The following is a 20039-nucleotide window of genomic DNA, read 5'->3' as shown; positions in this document are numbered from 1 at the left end:
AAATGGTCCCCTGGCGGTCCGGTGGGAGTTCGGTCACGGCGCGGTAACGAGATGGACTCTGTTTCGAACAGGGGTACGAACGGGGTGCCGTCGGGGGACGCCCCTCGACACGGGGAATTAACCTTCGACGGCTGCTCAGGTCGGGCCCGTCCGGAGACGTCCGGGCGTGTCGCGGGCAACGCGGCGTCCTGTCGCGGGCGACGCGGCGTCCTGTCGCGGGCGACGCAGCGTCCCGTCGCAGGCGACGCGGCGTCCTGTCGCGGGCGGGTCAGGCGCCGTAGAACTCGCGCTCGAACACCTGTCGGGCGCGCCGCGTGACGCCGAGGTAGTCGTCCTCGAGGCGGCTCGCGGAGCCCGGCGGGTACTCCATCAGACGGGCGACACCCTCGAGCTGGACGCGGTCGACGGGCAGGACGTCGGTGGTCTTCCCCGACCACAGCACGAGGGCACTCCGGGTGCGCGATGCGAAGCGCCAGGCGGCCCCGAGCCGCTCGCCGTCCTCGGCGCCGACGAGTCCGGCGTCGACCGCGGCGTCGAGCGCCTCGAGCGTCGACGTGGTGCGGAGCGACGGGATCTCGAGCGCGTGCTGCAGCTGCAGGAGCTGCACGAACCACTCGACGTCGCTGAGCGATCCCCGGCCGAGCTTGAGGTGCCGGGCGGGGTCGGCACCGCGCGGCAGCCGTTCCGACTCGACGCGGGCCTTGATGCGGCGGACCTCGCGCACCTGGTGGTCGTCGATCCGCTCGGGGTACCGGGTGCGGTCGGCGAGGTGCTCGAAGTCACGCAGGAGTTGCGCGTCGCCGACGGCCCCGCGGGCGCGGAGGAGCGCCTGCGCCTCCCACGTGAGCGACCAGCGGGCGTAGTAGGCGCCGTAGGACTCGAGTGTCCGCACGACGGGACCGTTCTTGCCCTCGGGGCGCAGGTCGATGTCGAGGTCGAGCGGGTGGATCGTGTCCTCGGTCAGCCGGTTGAGCTCGCGCACGATGGTCTGGGCGGTCCGGGAAGCGACCTCGGGGGCCAGGTCGGGTGCGCGGTACACGTACAGCACGTCGGCGTCCGAGCCGAAGCCGAGCTCCCGCCCGCCGTACCGGCCCATCGCGATGATCCCGAACTCGAAGCCCTCGGGGGCGTCACGGCGCGCGAGCGCGAGGGCACCGGCAAGGGTCGCCTCGGTGACGTCGCTCAGGGCCGGGCCGAGGCCGTCGACGTCGAGCGAGCCGAGCACGGCGGCCATGCCGAGCCGCAGGGTCTCCCGACGTCGGGTCGACCGGAGCAGCGCCGCGGAGCCGTCGACGTCGTCGCCGTGCCGGGCGGTGGTCGCGGTCATCTCGGCGAGCAGGGCGTCGATCGGCCGCGGACGCAGCAGCGCCTCGGGTTCGTCGAGCCAGGCGACCGCCTCGGGGAACCGCTCGAGCAGCCCGGACAGGAACGCCGACTCGGACAGCACCGTGGTGAGCGAGTGCGCGGCACCCGACGAGTCGCGCAGCATGCGGAGGAACCAGCTCGACTCCCCCAGGCCGTCGCTCAGCCGGCGGAAGGCCAGCAGCGCGCGATCCGGTGCCGGCCCCTCGGCCATCCACCGCAGGAGCACCGGGAGCAGGTTCCGCTGGATCGCCGCACGCCGGCTCGTGCCCTGCGTCAGGGCGCGGATGTGGCCGACGGCTCCGGCGGGGTCGACGAACCCGACGCCGGCGAGCCGGTCGACGACCTGGTCGTTGGTCAGGACGATCTCGTCCTCGGTCGAGGCCACGGCGGACAGCAGCGGCCGGTAGAACAGGCGCTCGTGCAGCCCGCGGACCTCGAGTTTCACGGCACGCCAGCGGGCCTCGAGCGCCGGGGCCGACGCGGCGACACCACTCGACCGGGCGAGCACCCGCAGTTCCTCTTCGTCGGAGGGCATCAGGTGCGTCCGCTGCAGGCGCCGGAGCTGGATGCGGTGCTCGAGTACCCGGAGCAGGGCGTAGTCCGGCCCGAACCGAGCGGCCTCGGCACGGCCGACGTACCCGGCGTCGGTCAGGGCCTCCATCGCCTCGAGCGTCGACCGGACCCGCACGGACGGGTCGTCGCGGCCGTGCACGAGCTGCAGGAGCTGCACGGTGAACTCGACGTCCCGCAGGCCGCCGGGGCCGAGCTTGAGCTGCCGGTCGACGTCGGCGTCGGGGATGTGCTCGGTCACCCGCTCGCGCATCCGCTGCACCGACTCGACGAAGCCCGGTCGGGTGGAGGAGTTCCACACGAACGACGCGACGGCCTCGGCGTACCGGGCACCGAGGTCGGCGGACCCGGCGATCGGCCGGGCCTTGAGCAGCGCCTGGAACTCCCACCCCTTCGCCCAGCGCTCGTAGTACGCCACGTGCGAGTCGAGGGTGCGCACGAGTGCGCCGTCCTTGCCCTCGGGCCGGAGGTTCGCGTCGACCTCCCACAGGGCGGGCTCGGCGGCGAGGTCGGTGATCGCGTGCATTGCGGCGATCGCGATGCGGGTGGAGACGAGCACGGCCCGGTCGGTGGGGACGTCGTCGGTGGGCTCGGTGACGAAGATGACGTCGACGTCGCTGACGTAGTTGAGCTCGCGCGCACCGGCCTTGCCCATCGCGATCACGGCGAGCGGCGTGGCCGCGACGTCGGCCGCGGGGAACGGCACCTCGCGCCGCGCGATGTCGACCGCCGCGTCGAGGGTGGCTCCCGCCAGGTCGGCGAGTCCGGCAGCCACGGCCGGGAACGCGTCCGTCGGCACGGGGTGCAGCACGTCGAACAGGGCGATCTGGGCCAGGTGCCGGCGGTAGCGCACGCGCAGGCGCATCCGGGCGTCCTCACCCGTGGCGCCGTCGACGGCCTCGGTCAGCGACGCCGTGTACCGCTCCTGCGACCACGGTTCGCCGACCGGTTCGAGCAGCAGGGCGAGCTCCGCAGGACGTCGGTGCAGGAACTCCCCGAGACCGATCGAGGCGCCGAGCAGGCGGACCAGGCGCTCGGTCGCCGCGTCGTCCGTCAGGACGGGGCGGAGCTCGTCCGGCGCGCGCTCGAGCAGCCGCTCGAGCATCCGCAGGGCGCCGTCCGGATCAGCGGTGCCGCCCCAGAGCGCGGCAGACCCGGCGACCGGCAGCGGCACGTCGGGGCCGAACCGGGCCTCCAGGTCGGCAGCCCGCTCGAGGCTCTCCGACAGCTCCGCGAACCCCAGACGGGCCAGCTCCGAACGTGACGTCGTCGTCCGACCGGTCATGTGGAACGTGCTCCCGAGGGGTCAGGGCGCTCGGCTCTAGAGCGCGCCGAGGTTGGTGTCGAGCTCGAACGGAGTGACCTGGTCGCGGTAGCGCTTCCACTCCTGCCGCTTGTTGAGCAGCACGAAGTTGAACACCTGCTCGCCGAGGGTCTCGGCCACCAGCTCGGAGTCCTCCATGAGGCTCAGAGCGTGGTCGAGGCTCGCGGGCAACTGGCTGTAGCCCAGGGCCCGGCGTTCGGAGTCGCTGAGGCTCCAGACGTTGTCCTCGGCCTCAGCGGGGAGCTCGTACTCTTCCTCGATGCCCTTGAGGCCGGCGGCGAGCAGCAGCGAGTACGCCAGGTACGGGTTCGCCGCCGAGTCGATGCCGCGGTACTCGATGCGCGAGGACTGGCCCTTGTTCGGCTTGTAGAGCGGCACGCGCACCAGGGCCGAGCGGTTGTTGTGGCCCCAGGTCACGAAGGACGGGGCCTCGTCGCCGCCCCAGAGCCGCTTGTACGAGTTGACGAACTGGTTCGTCACCGCGGTGATCTCCGGCGCGTGCTTGAGCACGCCGGCGATGAAGTGCTTGGCCGTCTGCGACAGCTGGTACTGGCCACCGGCCTCGTAGAAGGCGTTCTGGTCGCCCTCGAACAGCGACACGTGGGTGTGCATGCCGGACCCGGGCTGGCCCGAGATCGGCTTCGGCATGAACGTCGCGTAGACGCCCTGCTCGATCGCCACTTCCTTCACCACGGTGCGGAAGGTCATGATGTTGTCCGCCATCGTCAGCGCGTCGGCGTAGCGGAGGTCGATCTCGTTCTGCCCGGGGCCGGCCTCGTGGTGCGAGAACTCGACCGAGATGCCGAGGTCCTCGAGCATCCGGACCGACCGGCGACGGAAGTCGTGCGCGCTGCCGCCGGGGACGTTGTCGAAGTAGCCGGCCTGGTCGACGGGCTGCGGGCCGCCGTCCTTCCACTCGCGGCTCTTCAGCAGGTAGAACTCGATCTCGGGGTGCGTGTAGAACGTGAACCCGCGGTCGCTCGCCCGCGCCAGGGTGCGCTTCAGCACGTTGCGGGGGTCGGCCACGGCGGGCTGCCCGTCCGGGGTCGTGATGTCGCAGAACATCCGCGCGGTGGGGTCGATCTCGCCGCGCCACGGCAGGATCTGGAAGGTCGAGGGGTCCGGGTGCGCCAGGACGTCGGCCTCGTAGGAACGGGTGAGGCCCTCGATCGCGGAGCCGTCGAACCCGATGCCCTCGGCGAACGCGCCCTCGACCTCGGCCGGGGCGATCGCCACCGACTTCAGCGTCCCGATGACGTCCGTGAACCAGAGTCGGATGAACTTGATGCCGCGCTCCTCGATGGTGCGGAGCACGAAGTCCGTCTGCTTGTCCATGCACGACCTTTCCGTGTATCGGGTGGCCGCTGGCGGGCCTCGTCCCAGGCTAGTGGTCCGGCGGTGTGCGCGGGGCCGTGCGACGCGCCGTCACCGGGGCGCCGCCCGCGGTGCTCAGCGGTCCTCGGCGTCCCACTTCTCGTTGTTCGCGGCGATGCGGTCGAGCGCGTGCTGCGCCTCTTCTCGCGTCGCGAACGGACCGATCCGGTCACGCTGCGGGGACTGCGGGCCCTGCTCGACCTGGCCGGTCTTGTCGTTGAACCACCACTGGGACTCGATGCGGTCTTCGCTCATGCCGCCCACCGTACCCACGCAACCGTCTGGAGGCCCGGTGCCGGTCCGGCGGACCGGCACCGGGCCTCCAGGCAGTCACGCCCACCGGCGTGGGGCCGCACCGTGGGGCGGTTGCGTTCGGCGCGTCGCGCCGCGGCTAGAGTGGTCCGCATGCCCCGGGACGAACACGGACACCTGACCGCCGGCCGCATCTCCCCGCACCGCGCCGTCCCGAAGGACATCGAGCGTCCGGAGTACGTCGGGAAGGTCGAGCCCCACGAGCACGGTCTCGGTGACACCTACACACCGGACGAGGTCGAGCGCATCCGCGTCGCCGGACGCATCGCGTCGCAGGCCATCGACGCCGTCGGCGAGGCCATCCGCCCCGGCGTGACCACCGACGAGCTGGACCGCATCGGGCACGAGTTCGTCGTCGCGCACGGCGCCTACCCCTCCACGCTCGGGTACCGCGGCTACCCGAAGTCGCTCTGCTCGAGCCTCAACGAGGTCATCTGCCACGGCATCCCCGACGACACCGTCCTGCAGGAGGGCGACCTCGTCAACATCGACATCACCGCCTACAAGGACGGCATGCACGGCGACACGAACCGCACGTTCGTCGTCGGGCAGGCAGCGCCCGAGGTGTCGGACCTGGTGACACGCACCGAAGAGGCACTGCGTCGCGGTATCAGGGCCGTCGCCCCGGGCCGGCAGGTCAACGTGATCGGCCGCGCCATCGAGGCGTACGCGAAGCGCTTCGGCTACGGCGTCGTCCGCGACTACACCGGACACGGCGTCGGTCGGGCCTTCCACTCCGGCCTGATCATCCCCCACTACGACGCACCGCAGTACGACACGGTGATCGAACCCGGCATGGTGTTCACGATCGAACCCATGCTCACGCTCGGCGGCATCGAGGCCGACATCTGGTCCGACGACTGGACGGTCTCGACCCGTGACAAGTCGTGGACCGCGCAGTTCGAGCACACCCTCGTCGTCACCGAACGCGGCGCGGAGCTCCTCACCGTCTCCTGACCGGACACCTCCGGCAGGCAACCGAAAGGCACGACAACCTCATGACCTCCCTCGCAGTCGGCGTCGACATCGGTGGTACGGGCATCAAGGGCGCGATCGTCGACGTCGCGTCCGGCGCCCTCACCACGGACCGCATCAAGAAGGCCACGCCCGAGGGCGGGAAGCCCCAGGACATCACGGCGGTGGTCAAGGAGATCATCGGCGAGCTCGCCCCCGGTGACGACGTCCCCGTCGGCGTCTGCTTCCCGGCGATCGTGCGGGACGGCAAGACGATGTCCGCCGCGAACGTGTCGAAGAAGTGGATCGGCTTCGAGGCCGAGGCACTGTTCGAGAAGGAACTCGGCCGCTCCATCCACTTCGTCAACGACGCCGACGCCGCCGGGTTCGCCGAGCAGCAGTTCGGCGCGGCCAAGGGCAAGGACGGGCTGGTCATCGTGACGACGCTTGGCACCGGCATCGGCACCGCGCTCATCAACGACGGCGTGCTCATCGTCAACTCGGAGCTCGGGCACCTGGAGATCGAGGGGCACGATGCCGAGTCGCGCGCCTCGTTCGCCGCCAAGGAGCGCGACGACCTGTCGTGGAAGCACTGGGCGAAGCGCCTGCAGAAGTACTACTCGACCCTCGAGGCCCTGCTCTCCCCCGAGCTCTTCGTCGTCGGCGGCGGGGTCTCGAAGCAGTACGAGGAGTTCCTCCCGCTGCTCGACCTGCAGGCCGACATCATCCCCGCGACGCTCCGCAACAACGCCGGCATCATCGGCGCCGCGACCCTGGCGGCGCGCAGCGTCTAGTCGGGTTGCGGGCGTACCTGGTCGCGGCTGTACCTGGTCGCGGCTGTACCTGGTCGCGGCTGTCCCTGGTTGCGGCTGTCCCTGGCCGCGGGAGTACCTGGTCGAATCGGGCGTACCTGGTCGGAACTTTCGACCAGGTACGCCCGTTCTCATCAGGTAAGCGTGTGGGTGCGGCTCCCCTCGCATCGGGCACCGCGGAGCCGGGTAGACTCGCTCCAGCGAATGGGTCGGTGAGACGGTCGCGTCGCTCCCCCGGGAGCGCCGAGGAACGTCCGGGCTCCACAGAGCAGGGCGGTGGGTAACACCCACCCGGAGCAATCCGCGAGACAGTGCCACAGAAAGCAGACCGCCGGCGGAGACGTCGGTAAGGGTGAAACGGTGGTGTAAGAGACCACCAGGGGTCCGGGTGACCGGATCCGCTCGGTAAACCTCGCCCGGAGCAAGGTCAGACAGAGGACGTTGAGGCTGCTCGCCGAGTCCTCGGGTAGACCGCTGGAGGCCGACGGCAACGTCGGTCCGAGAGAGATGGCCGTCACCGCCGCGCAAGTGGCGGGACAGAACCCGGCGTACGGCCGGCCCATTCGCCCCCTTCTCCGCGCCGCGTTGGCCCGCGCGGTCGGGACTCCCGTCAGGCGCCGCGCGCGGTCACGACTCCCCGCTCAGGTCCGCCGAGTGGTCACCAACGGTCGGTTGGCAGGAGCGCAGCCGACAGTTCGTGACCTCTCGGCGGCACGCCCCCGACGCGTTGCGACCAGCCCACGACGGTCAGGAGGCGCGGTGCCGCGCCGCCACGGGCCTCCCGTCAGACGGCGCGCGCGCCGCGCGCGGTCACGACTCCCCGCTCAGGTCCGCCGAGCGGTCACCAACGGTCGGCCGGCGGGACCGCAGCCGACAGTTCGTGACCTCTCGGCGGCACGCCCCCGACGCGTTGCGACCAGCGCACGACGGTCAGGAGGCGCGGTGCCAGCCGGCACCGCGCCTCGGCCACGGACGTCGCTCGCGACTACAGCCCGGACTCGGCCGTCCGCACCAGGATCGCGTCGCTGTCGGGGCACAGCACCACGTCGTCGGGCGCAGCCCGGCGGATGGTCTGCAGGTCGGAGTTGTTGAGCGCCACGCCCGAGGCGGTCGACACGCCACCCTGCAGCAGCGAGGCGCCGAAGCCGTAGCGCGCACGCTGCCGGTCGTACAGGGCGAGCAGCTCGGCCGGCACCTTGGCAGCGACGTCGGCGCGGGCCTGCTCGGCCGACTCGCGGTCGGCCGTGAGCCGGGCGATCTCCGCGTCGCGCTCGGCGACCAGACCACCGCGGGCGGCCTCGACGTCGGCGAGCTTCGCCTCGATGTCGCCGACCCGGGCGCGGAGCCCGTCGAGGTTCTCCATGATCTCGAGCTCGGCGGTCTCGAGGCCGCCGATGCGCCGCTGCAGCGAGTCGAGCTCACTCTGCAGTCCGGCGGCGTCCTTCGCGTTCGCGACGTTCTGCAGCATCGTGGTGTCGCGTTCGACACGGGCCTGTGCCACAGCGGTGTCGGACTCCAGGCGGGCGAGGTCGCGCTCGGCGTCCTCGACCTCGCCGGTGGCGGCGACGAGTTCGCTCCGGAGCGCCGCGGCCTGCTTGCTCAGCTCGGTCAGCTGGTCGCCCTTCTGCAACGACGTGATGCGGTGCGCGATGCGGGTGACGTCGTTGTCGAGACGCTGGACGTCGAGGAGGATGACCTGGTCCTCGGGTGCTGCCTTCATGGTCAGGCTCCTTCTGTGGGGGTGGTGGGTTCGGCGGCCGGCAGGACGGCGAAGTCCCACGGGTCGGTGCGGAGGTCGCTCACGGTGACGCGGACCCCGGCCCGGGTACGCAGCTGCTCGGCGGCGACGTCGAGCCAGAGCCACTCGGTGGCCCAGTGCGAGGTGTCGATGAGCGCCGGCCCGCCGCCGAGCAGCGCCTGTTCGCGGAACTCCGAGGCCGGGTGGTGCCTCAGGTCGCTCGTGATGTAGACGTCGGCGTCGAGCACGGCGGGGTGGCCGAGCAGCGAGTCGCCGGCACCCGCGCAGAGCGCCACGGTGCGGACGGGCTGGTCGAAGTCACCGGAGACGCGGACCCCGGTGGCCGTGGGCGGCAGCAGGTCGACGAGCTTCCGGGCGAGGGCGCCGAGGGTCGTCCCCTCGGGCAGCACCCCGACTCGGCCGATGCCCGTGTCGGGGTCGGCTCCGGCGTCGAGCGGTCGCTGCTCGGTGAGCCCGAGTCGGTCGGCGAGGACGGCCGAGGTGCCGGTCGTCACGACGTCGGCGTTGGTGTGCGCCGCGAGCAGGGCGCTGCCGCCACGCACCAGGGTCGCGAGGACGCTGCCCTTGTAGGTCGACTCCGCGATCGTCGTCACCCCGCGGAGCAGCAGCGGGTGGTGCGTGAGCAGGAGCCCGGCACCGAGTTCGACGGCTTCACGGGCGGTGGCCGGCACCGCGTCGACGGCGAGGTGCACGTGCTCGACGGTGGCGGCGGGATCACCCGCGACGAGGCCGACGGAGTCCCACGACTCGGCACCGGCGGCGGGCCACAGGTCCTCGATCACGGCCTGGAGTTCGCGGAGCGTCGGCATCCCGTCAGTGTACCGAGGCGACCGCCCCGCACGGGGCAGCCGGTCCGTGTGAGGTGATCCGGGCCTCCAGGCAGTGCAGCCGACGGCAGTGCAGCCGACGGCAGTGCAGCCGGAGGCAGTGCAGCCGACGGCGTCGTGACCGCAAGCCGTCAGCGACGACCGAGCAGACCGAGCAGGCGGTCGACGAGTCGCGACCACCAGCTGGCCGGGGCCGGCGCTGCCGCCGTGGCGGTGTCGGCGTCCGCTGCCTGCGCGGCGGGGGCCGGGACCACGGGTGCGGCGACGGCGTCCGGCAGGACGACCGGCGTGCTGGCGGTGACGCCCTGGTGCGCGGTGAGCGCGGCGGCGAAGGCCGCGCGGTCGATGACCGTCGGCCCGGTGGCGGGCAGGACGAGCGGGGTGGGTCGCGTGGCCGCGGACACCGGGGACACGGCCGGGAGGCCCAGCACCGGTCGGACGGGTTCGTCGCGTTCCGGGGTGACGAGTTCCACCACCGGTGCGGCTTCCGGAGCGGGTGCCTGCTCTGCTGCGGGGACGCCCCGTGCTGCGCGGGTCGGCGCGGGGGCCGCCCGGGTGACGAGCGCCACGGGAGCGGTCGCTGCGCGGCGGGCTGCGGCGCGGTCGCGGCGGTCCGCCTCGGCGGCGGCATCGGTCAGCAGGTCGGCGAAGACGGTGTGCGCGAAGGCGCGGGCGGCCGTCACCTCGGGGTCCTCCGAGCCGGCGACGGTGGCCTCCCACGCGGCGAGGCGAGCGAGGTCCTCGTCACGGCGGCGGACCTCGTCCTCGAGCAGGACGATGCGCTCGATGCTGCTGCGGCCGGTGGACGACGAGACCTTGACCGCGAGGTCCTCGATGCGCAGGGCCAGACGCTCCGGCGGCTCCGGGAACGACGGGGCGCAGACCGCGGCGTGGCGGGCGCGGTCGCGGCGGAACGCGGGGGCGGCGGGTGCCGACGGGGTGGTCTCATCGGCCGGGGTCGTCTCGTCAGCCGGGGCCGGGGTGGCGACGTGCGCCGGGGCGGTCGTCGGGTCGACGGTCGCTTCGTCGGCGGTCGAGGTGCTGATCGCGGCGTGTCCGGGGCGCTGCACGGGGCCGGTGACGGGCGGGACGACGAGGTCCGGCACGTACGGGGCACGGGTCGCCGGTGCGTCGCGGAGCCACTCCTCGAGCTCGCGGCCGAACGGGTCCACGAGCGGGGTGCGTGCGCCGGACTGGGTCTCCATGCTCGAAGGATAAATATCGCGCGGGCCGAAATGCGGGACATCCGCGGAGTGTCGCTGCACTGCCTGCCATATCGGAGCGGAGTTGAGCGGCGTGTCGCGCGCCGTGGTCACCGGGGTGGGCGGAGGCCGTCCTCGAACGCCCGCAGCAGTTCCCGTCCAGCCGACCAGGCACCGACACCACTGGCGACGTTCACGTGCCCGAGGGGACCGACACGGACGACGTCCGCGCCCATGACGTCGGCGAACACGACGCCCCGGTCGGCGCTGCAGTACGGGTCGTCGTCGCTCACGACGAGGCGCGTCGGGACCTGCTGGGCCGCGGGCACCGGGCGCGGTGTCACGAAGCCCGAGGCCTCGGCCGGGAACGCGGCACCGAGCGGGTCGGGCGGGGCGACGAGGAAGGCGCCGGCGACGAGCGCGGGAACGTCCGCCGTGGTGGCGAGCCAGTCGGCGACGGCCAGGACGCCGAGGCTGTGGGCGATGAGGACCGGGGGCTCCGTGCACGACGCCACGGCCGCGGAGATCGCGTCGTGCCAGTCGTCGGGGTCCGGGTCGCTCCACGAGGTGGGGGCGATGCGGACGCTGGCGCGCTGGGGGTGGTGGTCGTGCTGGCCGTGTTGGTCCTGCTGGCCGTGCTGGTCGCGCTGGCCGTGCTCGTCGTGCTCGTCCTGCTGGCCGTGCTCGTCGTGCTCGTCCTGCTGCTCCCGCTCCCAGACGGACTGCCAGTGGTCCGGGCCCGAGTTCCAGATGCCGGGGACGATCACCCACGGTCGCGGTCTGCTCACCCGGGCAGCGTAGCGAATCGGCGAGGCCCCGATCCGGAGTGTGACGCGCGTCAGGGCTGCAGGACAGCGCCCCGGGGCTGCTGCAGCGTGTCGCGCGGGTACTGCCCGAAGCGCGACGCGTACGCCGCCGAGAAGCGGCCGAGGTGCGCGAAGCCCCAGCGCAACGCCACGCTCGCCACCGTCAGGTCGCCCGCCGACGCACGCCGGAGTTCCTCGTGCACGCGGTCCAGGCGGATCCCCCGCAGCAGCGCGTTCGGCGCGGTGCCGACCTGCCGCTGGAACGCCTGCTGCAGCCCCCGGACGCTCAGGCCGACGTGCTGGGCGACGTCGGTGGTGGTCACGGGTGTGTGGGCGAAGGCGTGCATGAACTCCACGGCCTCGCGGACGCGACCCGTGGCTCCCTGTGGCAGCGCGACATCCGGGGCGATGGACTCGTGCGGGAACGTGTCGAGGAACGCCAGCGCGGTCTCACGAACGGTCTCGGCGAGGGCCAGCGCGGTGAGTGGTGCCGGGCCGAGCACGATCGCTGCGGCTCGTTGCACCCGGGCGTTCCAGGCGCGGAGGTCCTCCGGCCGGGGTGCCGCGGTGTGGTCGAACACCAGGGGGCCGGGCCGGGTGCCGTGCACCTCGGCGGCGACGCCCTCCAGGTACGTGCGGTCGAACTGCACGAGGCTCTGGCGGATCTCCTGCAGGTCGAAGGCGAAGGGGCGCCGTGTCGGGAACACCCGGGGCGTCCCCGGTGCGAAGTCGACCTCCTGGCGACCGACGTCGACGCGGCCACCGCCGTCCGAGGTCCACATCACGACGTACTCGTCGGGGACCTCGACCTCGCCCTGCATCCGCCCGTCGAACCGGGTGGAGCGGAACGTCATCGATCCGTCGCCCACGACCTGGAACCGGTACGCGAACGGACGATCGGTCCGGGACGCCGAGAACCCCGTGCTCTCGTAGGCCTCTTCGTACAGTTGCACGGCCGCGTCGAGTCCGGCGCCGGACGTCTCGAACCGGATCCGGGGATCAGGCTCGACAGTCATCGCGCGAATCGTGACACGGTGTCCGGGAAACGCGAAAATCGGCGATCCGTCATTGCGGTTTACGGCCCACGAAGTGCGCTGGGCGGACGACCGGTGCGGCTCCGTCGATGCGTGACGGCCGTGCTCCCGCTCAGTGCCGGGAGCGCAGCACCGTCCAGCGGTTCCGGTCGGCCACGCGTTCGTACCGCAGGTCGTCGACGACCATCCGGACGAGGGCGAGCCCGCGACCACCCTCGGCGAAGTCGTCGGGCAGCACGGCAGCGTCGGGATCCACCGTCGCTGCGACCCCGTCGTCGGACAGCAGCGCCTGGAAGCGCTCGTCGCCGATCTCGAGCCGGAGCTCGCACGAGACGCCGTCCGGCCGGGCGCCGTGCTCGATGACGTTCGAGGTGAGTTCGACCAGGGCGAGCTCGAGGGCCATCCGGTCTTCGGCGGCGACGGACGGCTCGTGCTGCCACACGCCCGCGAGGAAGTCGTGCACGGCGGACACGTCGTCCGGAGGGCACGCCAGTGCGAGCATGTGCTCGGCGACGGGGGCGGTCATCACCAGTCGGTCACCGCGGCGTCCCCGTCGGGGTACGTCCGCAGGATCTTGTCGATGTTCGAGAGCTTGAGCACCATCTGGACCTGTTCCGACGGCGCCGCGATGCGGAGGTCGCCGCCGGCCTGCCGCGCGGTCTTGAGGCTGCCGACCAGGGCACCGAGGCCGGAGGAGTCCATGAACTCGACCCCGGAGAGCTCGACCACGAGCCGCGAACGCCCGTTGCCGACGATCTGGGCGACGGTCTCGCGGAACGTGGGCGCGGAGACCATGTTGAGCCGGCCGCTGCACTCCAGGACGGCGGTGTCGGTCTCCGCCTCGTGTACGACGATGTCCATCTCGGTGGGTCTCCTCAGATCGGTGCGCCTTGCAACCAGCAACCTACCGGCTCAGACCCTCAGTTGTGGGACCGGTTTCGCCGCGTCGCCGTCACCTGGACCACCACGGCCGCGGCCATCAGCGCTGCCATCACCCCACCCATGGCCAGTGCGGTACCGCCGAGCGCGCCGGCGAGCGGGGTGCCGAGACCGCCAATGCCGAAGGTCAGCCCGCCCTGCAGGGCAGCCGCGGTGCCCGGGTGCGCCGCGCCGACGTGCTGGGTTCGGGTCATCGCCGCCGGCAGGACGAAGCCCCACGCGGCCGTCACGACCGCGAGGGCGCACCACACCGGCACGGGCCCGAGTCCGAGGAGCGCCGACACGAGCACGGCCGTGGCCCCGACCGTCCCGACGACCAGGCCCAGGGTCAGCAGGGCGTCTTCGGTGAACCGTCCGACGAGCCGACCGAACAGCAGCGTCGTGACGATCATCATCGACGCGTTCGTAGCGAAGACGAGCGTGTACAGCCCCTCGGAGAACCCGAACTCCGACTGGAACACGAACGAGCTCGTCGCGATGTACGCGAAGAACCCCACCGTCGACAGCACCCCGCTCAGCACGTAGGCCCGGAACCGCGGGATCGCCAGGAGCTCGCGGATGCGCTGCCCGTTGGCCGCGAACCCGACGCCACCGCGACGCTCCGGCGGCAGGGTCTCGCGGAACCGCAGCACCACGGCCACGAAGAACACGGCACCGAGCACGGCCAGCACGACGAACATGAGCCGCCACGTGCCGACCGTGAGCACCGCTCCCCCGGCGAGCGGTGCCACCACGGGCCCGATCGCATTGATGGCCGCGAGTGTGCCGAAGACCTTCGCCATCCGGGTGCCGCTCGTCACGTCGGACACCATCGCCCGACCGGCCACGGCCCCCGCGGCACCGGCGAGTCCCTGGGCGACGCGGGCCACCACCAGCGTCACGACGTCGGGCGCGAGCGCGCAGCCGACCGACGCCAGGGCGAACAGGGCGGTCCCGACGACGAGCATCGGCCGACGACCGATCCCGTCACTCACCGGTCCGACGAGCAGCTGGCCGACCGCGAAGGCCACGAGGAACGCCGTGAGCGACAGCTGCACGGCGCCCGGCGTGGTGTCGAGGTCACGCGCGATGGCCGGGAGCGCGGGGATGTACATGTCCGTCGCGAACGGCGAGACCCCGACGATGAGCGCCAGCGGCACGATCGGGGGCAGCACGGTCGTCGTCGGTCCCAGGCTGCGCTCCGTCGTCACCTCGGACACGCTACGCGTCCCCGAATCGATTCGACAGGCACTTCGTGAGCAGCAGCGGTCGGGTCGAGGTGCCGGACGCGACCGTTGCTGCTCACGGAACGCGGGCCTTGCGACGCGCGCGCGGAGGGACGGGAGGCCCGGTGCGGCCCCGCCACGGGCCTCCCGTCCGGTGCCGCGAGCGGTCACGACACCCCGCTCACGTCCGCCGAGTGGTCGCGTTCCGTCGCCCGGCGACGGCGCAGCCGACGCTTCGTGACCGCCCGACGGGCGCCACCCGACGTGTCCTGACCACTCGGGCCGACCGACGGCGCGAAGCGCGCGCGGTCACGACACCCCGCTCACGTCCGCCGAGTGGTCGCGTTCCGTCGCCCGGCGACGGCGCAGCCGACGCTTCGTGACCGCCCGACGGACGCCACCCGACGTGTCCTGACCACTCGGGCCGACCGACGGCGCGAGGCGCGCGCGGTCACGACACCCCGCTCACGTCCGCCGAGTGGTCGCGTTCCGTCGCCCGGCGACGGCGCAGCCGACCGTTCGTGACCACTCGGCCGGTGCCACCCGACGTGTCCTGACCACTCGGGCCGACCGACGGCGCGAAGCGCGCGCGGTCACGACACCCCGCTCACGTCCGCCGAGTGGTCGCGTTCCGTCGCCCGGCGACGGCGCAGCCGACGCTTCGTGACCACTGGGCGGTGCGGCCCGGGACGTGCGCGCAGACGGACGGGAGGCCCGGTGCCAGCTGGCACCGGGCCTCCTGTCCGTCGGTCGGGGGCGTCAGCCCGTGTTCTGCAGGCCGGCCGCGATCCCGTTGACGGTGAGCAGCAGGAGCCGGTGGTCGGCGTCCGTCGGGTCCGTGCTGCCGGACGTGCGGATGGCGCGCAGCGCGCGGAGCTGCAGGTGCGACAGCGCGTCGACGTACGGGCTGCGGAGGCGCACGGCGCGGGCCAGGACGGGCCGGTCCTCGAGCACGTCGCTACCGCCGGAGACGCGGAGCACCCAGTCGCGGGTGCGGACCATCTCGTCGAGCACCTTCGCGGCGAGGTCGTCGCGGTCGGCGAGCTCGAGGTACCGGCGTGCGATGTGCTCGTCGGTCTTCGCGAGCGACATCTCGACGTTCTTGATCATCGCGGCGAAGAGCGGCCACTCGGCGTACGCGGCGCGGAGCACGTCGACGTCGCCGACGGCCTCGAGCGCGGAGCCGAGCCCGTACCAGCCGGCGAGGTTGATGCGCGCCTGCGTCCACGAGAACACCCACGGGATGGCGCGGAGGTCCTCCAGCGACTCCACCGACAGGCCACGACGGGCCGGGCGGGAGCCGAGGGGCAGCAGGCCGATCTCCTCCATCGGGGTGACCCGGGCGAACCAGGGCGCGAAGCCGTCGGCCTTGACCAGGTCGTAAAAGGCGACGCGCGAGACGTCGTCGAGCTGCTGGGCGAGGTCGGCGAACCGGGCGGCCGCGGCCGCGGTGCGCGCCTCGTTCGACGGCGACGACGCGAACAGCGTCGCCGAGGCCATCTGCTCGAGGTGGCGGGCGGCGATGTCCTGGTCGCCGTACTGGGCGAAGATGACCTCACCCTGCTCGGTGAGCTTCAGGCGACCGTCGATCGACCCCGGCGGCTGCGCGAGGACGGCCTCGTTGGCGGGACCGCCACCGCGGCCGAGCGAACCGCCCCGGCCGTGGAACAGGGTCAGCTCGATGTCGTTGTCGCGGGCCCAGTCGGCGATGCGGGCCTGGGCGTCGTACAGCGCCAGGTTCGCGGACACCGGGCCGACGTCCTTCGACGAGTCCGAGTAGCCGAGCATGACCTCGAGCCGACGGCCGGTCGCGGCGAGGCGTCGCTGGAACGCCTCGGTGCGGACGGCCTCGTCGAGGATGTCGACGCTGGCGTGCAGGTCGGCGAACGTCTCGAACAGCGGGATGACGTCGAGCACCGGCGCGGCCTCGGCGGACCCGAGCGCGGCGACCGCGAGTTCGTGCACGTTCGCCAGGTCCGCCGGGGACTGCGTGAAGGACACGATGTACCGGTTCGCCGCGCGGACGCCGTAGCGGGACTGCAGCCCGGCGATCGTGCGGAACACGGCGAGGACCTCTTCGGTGGTCTCGCTCAGTTCGCCACCGGCGCGGATCTCGGCCAGGGCGGTGCGGTGCACCTGCGAGTGCTGACGGACCTCGAGCTCGGCCAGGTGGAACCCGAAGGTCTCGACCTGCCAGATCAGGTTCTGCAGCTCGCCGTTCGCCGGGCGGATCGCACCGGCGGCGACGAGCGACGCCTGGATGGTGCGGAGGTCCGCCAGCAGCGCCTCGGGGCCGTCGTAGGCCAGCGGCGTGGTGCCGGTCCGGGTGGCGTCGATGCGCGCGGCGACGAACAGGAGCGCACGACGGTGGGTCTCGTTCGGTGCGCGGACGCCGATGCGCTCGGCGATGCCCGGGTCGAGGGACTCCTGCGCGGCGACGAGGGCGGTGAGGCCGGCGTCGGCGGGGGTGTCGCTCGCGTCGAGGGTCAGGGCGCTGCCGATGCGGGTGGTCGCGCGGGCGAGGCCGAGCAGGATGTGCTCCGCCGCGATCTCGGCGGCCTGGCGGGTGACGTCGGCCGTCACGTGCGGGTTGCCGTCGCGGTCGCCGCCGATCCAGGTGCCGAACCGCACGAACGCGGGCGCGATCACGGGAGCGCGGCCGGCGTCGTCGCCCTGCAGCCGGTCGTCGAGCAGGCGGTAGACCTGCGGGACGATCTCGAACAGGGTCTGGTCGAACACGCTCATCGCGGTGCGGACCTCGTCGAGCGGGGTCGGCCGGGTGGTGCGGAGCGGGGAGGTGCGCAGGAGGGTCGTGATCTCCTCGAGCAGGCGGCGCTCGTTCTCGGCGCGGGCCGTCGCGTTGCGGGCGCGGTCGCGCTCGTCGATGAGGTCCGTGATGCGGCGGACACCCGTGGTGACCGCGCGGCGGCGGGCCTCGGTCGGGTGGGCCGTCAGCACCGGGTGGAACCGCAGGGTGCGGAGGCGCTCGGCGGCCTCGGCCTCGCCGACCTCGGCGACGAGCTCGGCGTACGTGGCGGGGAACGAGTCGCCGGCCACGCCGCCGTCGTCACCACGCTGCCGGAGGACCCGCACGCGGTGGTGTTCCTCGGCCAGGTTGGTGAGGTGGAAGTAGGTGGTGAACGCCTGTGCCACGGCCTCGGCGCGTTCGGCCGACATGCCGGAGACGATCGCCTGGGCACGCGCTGCACCCTCGGCGTGGTCGCCTTCGTAGGCGTCGATCACGGCGGCGCGCAACGACTCCACGTCGTGGAGCAGTTCGTCGCCCCCGTTCTCCCGCAGCACCCGGCCGAGGAGGTTGCCGAGGTACCGCACGTCGGCGCGCAGGTCACTGTCGACCGCACCGCTGACGTCGTCCCGCGCGCGCTCGTGGCGTGCAGATCCGTCGATCGCCGTCATGGAGTCCTTTCCGGGTCGTCCGGGAGGCTGGTCCCGGGTCCCAGCAGCGTATCGGCACCCGGGGACGCATGACGTCGACCGTCCGGACGGACGCGGGGCCGGGCGGGAGTGCGCAGCCGCTGCGCGGGCAGGCGGGTCCGGGCGGGCTGGCCTGGGTACTGCCGCCGCGGGTCAGGCGGGCACGGAGGCGCTACCCGGCTCCTGACGGAACGGCGCACGGCGGGCATCGAGGCCGGCGAGCAGCCCACGGTTCAGCTCGTAGGCGAGCTCGACCTCGGCGATCACCCGCTCCTGCTCGTCGGCCGTCCAGGGCGCGGCGTCGAGCTGGGCCCGGTAGGTGTGCTCGAAGTCGCTCGGGTCGGCGACCTGGTCGAAGATGTAGAAGAGGACACCGTTCGTGTCGAACCCGAACCGATCGGCCAGCACCTGTCCGATCACGTGCCCGCCGGACACGTCGCCGAGGTACCGCGTGTAGTGGTGTGCCACGAAGCCGCCGGGCCACTCGGCCGCGACCTCGTTGAGGCGTCGCACGTACGCGGTCGTCGCGGGCAGCGGGCACACCAGCTCGGACCAGTCCGGTCCGATCAGGTACTCGAGGTCGGCCCGGATCGCCGGCATCCGGGTGAGCTGCGCGGTGACGAACGGTGCCGCCACGGGGTGGTCGGCCATGCGTTCCGCCGCCCGCTCGAGCGCGTCGTACACGAAGGCGTACTGTCCGAGCAGGTCCGCGTAGTCGGCGACGTCGCAGTCGCCACCGAGCAGGTCCTGCATGAAGCCGCTCGTGGCCGAGGCACCGTGCGAGCGCCGCGTGCGACGCCGCAGCAGCTCGGAGAACGGGATGACGGTCGAGTCCATGAGGTAAGGCTAACCTTAGTGATGCGCGCGTCAAGCAGGGATCACCCAGGTGGCGCCGAACCCGCGAGAGGAAGCTCCCCCACGATGAGCTCGAAACCCAAACGCCCCCAGCACGTCTTCGTCGTCGACCGCACCGAACGGCTCTCGCCCCACATGGTGCGCGTGCACCTGGGCGGCTCGGCCTTCGAGGACTTCGTCGCCCAGGCCGACCCCGACCGACTCGGCTCGACCGACAAGTACGTCAAGCTCCTGCTCGCCAAGCCGTCGCTCGGACTCGTGCCGCCGTACGACCTCGAGGCCCTGCGCGAGACCCTGCCGAAGCACGACCGCCCCGCCCGCCGCACCTACACGGTGCGTGCGGTCGACCACACCACGCGGACCATCGCGATCGACTTCGTCGTGCACGGCGACGAGGGCCTCGCCGGTCCCTGGGCAGCGTCCGCGCAGCCGGGCGATCGGCTCGCCCTGTCCGGGCCCGGTGGTGGCTACGCGCCCACCACGGACCCGGCGGTCACGCACGTGCTGCTCGGTGACGACAGCGCCCTGCCCGCGATCGGCGCAGCACTCGAGTCCATGCCCGACTCCGCCACCGGGGTCGCCCTGGTCGAGGTGGCCGGGCCCGCTGACGAGCAGGACCTCCGGCACCCGGCCGGGGTCGACCTGCGGTGGCTGCACCGGAACGCCACCGGCGCCCAGCCGGGCACGCTCCTGCTGGAGACGGCCCGCGGGCTGCCGCGTGCCTCCCGGCCGGTCCAGGTCTTCGCGCACGGCGAGCGGACTGCGATGAAGGCGATCCGTCGGCTGCTGCAGGACGACTGGGGGCTGGAGAAGCGCGAGATGTCGTTGTCGGCGTACTGGGCGCTCGGTCGCGGTGAGGACGAGTTCCAGGAGGAGAAGCGCGAGCCAGTCGGGGTGATCTTCACCGACTGACGGCGGCCTGCGTGCCCGTTACTTCCCATGGCGGGCGCGATGGCTGGTGGAAACGGGCGTACCTGGTCGGAAGAACGGACCAGGTACGCCCGATCTCGGTCGGTACGCCCGGCGGCCGGGGCGCGCGGTTCCCGCAGGTACGCCCGCTCCTTCCCAGAACGGGCGCGATGGCTGGTGGAAACGGGCGTACCTGGTTGGAAGAACGCACCAGGTACGCCCGCTTCGACCAGGTACGCCCGGTACGACCAGGCACGCCCGGTACGCCCGGTGCGCGCAGCGGCCGGGAGGCCCGGTACCCGCAGGAACGCCCGTTCCTTCCCAGAACGCGCGCGATGGCTGGTGGAAACGGGCGTA

General features: G+C 72.5%; 16 protein-coding genes and 1 other RNA gene. 4 read left to right on the top strand and 13 right to left on the bottom strand.

Going from position 1 to position 20039, the window contains the following annotated elements; translation table 11 throughout:
- Positions 1-268 precede the first annotated feature (268 nt).
- From DEJ00_RS17265 to DEJ00_RS17255, 3 genes are all read right to left on the bottom strand, one after another.
- A complete protein-coding gene (locus tag DEJ00_RS17265; protein WP_111058208.1) occupies positions 269-3220 on the bottom strand; it encodes a bifunctional [glutamine synthetase] adenylyltransferase/[glutamine synthetase]-adenylyl-L-tyrosine phosphorylase in 2952 nt (983 codons plus the stop codon).
- 36 nt (positions 3221-3256) lie between these two features.
- Positions 3257-4594, bottom strand: a complete 1338-nt coding sequence (gene glnA, locus DEJ00_RS17260; protein WP_027465449.1) for a type I glutamate--ammonia ligase — start codon at positions 4592-4594, stop codon at positions 3257-3259.
- A gap of 114 nt (positions 4595-4708) precedes the next feature.
- Complete coding sequence (locus DEJ00_RS17255; RefSeq protein WP_027465448.1) at positions 4709-4888, bottom strand: SPOR domain-containing protein; 180 nt, start codon at positions 4886-4888, stop codon at positions 4709-4711.
- 150 nt (positions 4889-5038) lie between these two features.
- Here DEJ00_RS17255 and map point away from each other — a divergent pair, with 150 nt between their 5' ends.
- From map to rnpB, 3 genes are all read left to right on the top strand, one after another.
- Positions 5039-5902 carry a type I methionyl aminopeptidase gene (map, locus tag DEJ00_RS17250; RefSeq protein WP_027465447.1) on the top strand — a complete coding sequence of 288 codons (864 nt, stop codon included), beginning with the start codon at positions 5039-5041 and terminating at the stop codon, positions 5900-5902.
- A 41-nt stretch (positions 5903-5943) separates the two neighbouring features.
- A complete protein-coding gene (gene ppgK, locus DEJ00_RS17245) occupies positions 5944-6693 on the top strand; it encodes a polyphosphate--glucose phosphotransferase (protein WP_027465446.1) in 750 nt (249 codons plus the stop codon).
- Positions 6694-6916: 223 nt separating this feature from the next.
- Positions 6917-7277: RNase P RNA component class A (gene rnpB / locus DEJ00_RS17240), an RNA gene on the top strand.
- Between the two features lie 419 nt (positions 7278-7696).
- On the opposite strand, the gene DEJ00_RS17235 is transcribed toward rnpB, so the two are convergent.
- From DEJ00_RS17235 to DEJ00_RS17190, 10 genes are all read right to left on the bottom strand, one after another.
- Complete coding sequence (locus DEJ00_RS17235) at positions 7697-8431, bottom strand: zinc ribbon domain-containing protein (protein WP_027465445.1); 735 nt, start codon at positions 8429-8431, stop codon at positions 7697-7699.
- A 2-nt stretch (positions 8432-8433) separates the two neighbouring features.
- Positions 8434-9279: a Nif3-like dinuclear metal center hexameric protein gene (locus DEJ00_RS17230; RefSeq protein WP_071244543.1), complete on the bottom strand. Its 846-nt coding sequence runs from the start codon at positions 9277-9279 to the stop codon at positions 8434-8436.
- 149 nt (positions 9280-9428) lie between these two features.
- Entirely contained in the window at positions 9429-10502 is a 1074-nt protein-coding gene (locus DEJ00_RS17225; RefSeq protein WP_111058207.1) for a hypothetical protein, read from the bottom strand.
- A 107-nt stretch (positions 10503-10609) separates the two neighbouring features.
- The gene (locus DEJ00_RS17220) at positions 10610-11287 is read right to left on the bottom strand and encodes an alpha/beta hydrolase (RefSeq protein ID WP_181440227.1); all 678 of its coding nucleotides are present in this window, start codon (positions 11285-11287) and stop codon (positions 10610-10612) included.
- 50 nt (positions 11288-11337) lie between these two features.
- Positions 11338-12321, bottom strand: a complete 984-nt coding sequence (locus DEJ00_RS17215; RefSeq protein ID WP_111058205.1) for an AraC family transcriptional regulator — start codon at positions 12319-12321, stop codon at positions 11338-11340.
- Between the two features lie 130 nt (positions 12322-12451).
- Entirely contained in the window at positions 12452-12865 is a 414-nt protein-coding gene (locus tag DEJ00_RS17210) for an ATP-binding protein (RefSeq protein WP_035808261.1), read from the bottom strand.
- The gene (locus tag DEJ00_RS17205) at positions 12865-13200 is read right to left on the bottom strand and encodes an STAS domain-containing protein (protein WP_017886068.1); all 336 of its coding nucleotides are present in this window, start codon (positions 13198-13200) and stop codon (positions 12865-12867) included. The genes DEJ00_RS17210 and DEJ00_RS17205 overlap by 1 nt, the downstream gene beginning before the upstream one ends.
- 59 nt (positions 13201-13259) lie before the next feature.
- Positions 13260-14468: a multidrug effflux MFS transporter gene (locus DEJ00_RS17200; RefSeq protein WP_258373725.1), complete on the bottom strand. Its 1209-nt coding sequence runs from the start codon at positions 14466-14468 to the stop codon at positions 13260-13262.
- Between the two features lie 774 nt (positions 14469-15242).
- On the bottom strand, positions 15243-17900 hold the full coding sequence (locus tag DEJ00_RS17195) for a phosphoenolpyruvate carboxylase (RefSeq protein WP_111058203.1): 2658 nt from the start codon (positions 17898-17900) through the stop codon (positions 15243-15245).
- A 171-nt stretch (positions 17901-18071) separates the two neighbouring features.
- Positions 18072-18755, bottom strand: coding sequence for a heme oxygenase (biliverdin-producing) (locus tag DEJ00_RS17190; RefSeq protein ID WP_111058202.1), 684 nt, complete (start codon positions 18753-18755; stop codon positions 18072-18074).
- 84 nt (positions 18756-18839) lie between these two features.
- On the opposite strand from DEJ00_RS17190, the gene DEJ00_RS17185 reads away from it, so the two are divergent.
- Positions 18840-19685 carry a siderophore-interacting protein gene (locus tag DEJ00_RS17185; protein ID WP_111058201.1) on the top strand — a complete coding sequence of 282 codons (846 nt, stop codon included), beginning with the start codon at positions 18840-18842 and terminating at the stop codon, positions 19683-19685.
- Positions 19686-20039 lie beyond the last annotated feature (354 nt).

The organism is Curtobacterium sp. MCLR17_039 (assembly GCF_003234745.1).
GTDB lineage: Bacteria > Actinomycetota > Actinomycetes > Actinomycetales > Microbacteriaceae > Curtobacterium > Curtobacterium flaccumfaciens.
This window is presented reverse-complemented; position numbering and strand designations above follow the sequence as displayed.

Bases quoted from the DNA above. Each gene is read 5' to 3' on its own strand.
- DEJ00_RS17265 (WP_111058208.1), bottom strand. From the start codon at position 3,220: ATGACCGGTCGGACGACGACGTCACGTTCGGAGCTGGCCCGTCTGGGG.
- DEJ00_RS17230 (WP_071244543.1), bottom strand. From the start codon at position 9,279: ATGCCGACGCTCCGCGAACTCCAGGCCGTGATCGAGGACCTGTGGCCC.
- DEJ00_RS17255 (WP_027465448.1), bottom strand. From the start codon at position 4,888: ATGAGCGAAGACCGCATCGAGTCCCAGTGGTGGTTCAACGACAAGACC.
- DEJ00_RS17235 (WP_027465445.1), bottom strand. From the start codon at position 8,431: ATGAAGGCAGCACCCGAGGACCAGGTCATCCTCCTCGACGTCCAGCGT.
- DEJ00_RS17215 (WP_111058205.1), bottom strand. From the start codon at position 12,321: ATGACTGTCGAGCCTGATCCCCGGATCCGGTTCGAGACGTCCGGCGCC.
- map (WP_027465447.1), top strand. From the start codon at position 5,039: ATGCCCCGGGACGAACACGGACACCTGACCGCCGGCCGCATCTCCCCG.
- DEJ00_RS17195 (WP_111058203.1), bottom strand. From the start codon at position 17,900: ATGACGGCGATCGACGGATCTGCACGCCACGAGCGCGCGCGGGACGAC.
- ppgK (WP_027465446.1), top strand. From the start codon at position 5,944: ATGACCTCCCTCGCAGTCGGCGTCGACATCGGTGGTACGGGCATCAAG.
- glnA (WP_027465449.1), bottom strand. From the start codon at position 4,594: ATGGACAAGCAGACGGACTTCGTGCTCCGCACCATCGAGGAGCGCGGC.
- DEJ00_RS17205 (WP_017886068.1), bottom strand. From the start codon at position 13,200: ATGGACATCGTCGTACACGAGGCGGAGACCGACACCGCCGTCCTGGAG.
- DEJ00_RS17210 (WP_035808261.1), bottom strand. From the start codon at position 12,865: ATGACCGCCCCCGTCGCCGAGCACATGCTCGCACTGGCGTGCCCTCCG.
- DEJ00_RS17185 (WP_111058201.1), top strand. From the start codon at position 18,840: ATGAGCTCGAAACCCAAACGCCCCCAGCACGTCTTCGTCGTCGACCGC.
- DEJ00_RS17225 (WP_111058207.1), bottom strand. From the start codon at position 10,502: ATGGAGACCCAGTCCGGCGCACGCACCCCGCTCGTGGACCCGTTCGGC.
- DEJ00_RS17190 (WP_111058202.1), bottom strand. From the start codon at position 18,755: ATGGACTCGACCGTCATCCCGTTCTCCGAGCTGCTGCGGCGTCGCACG.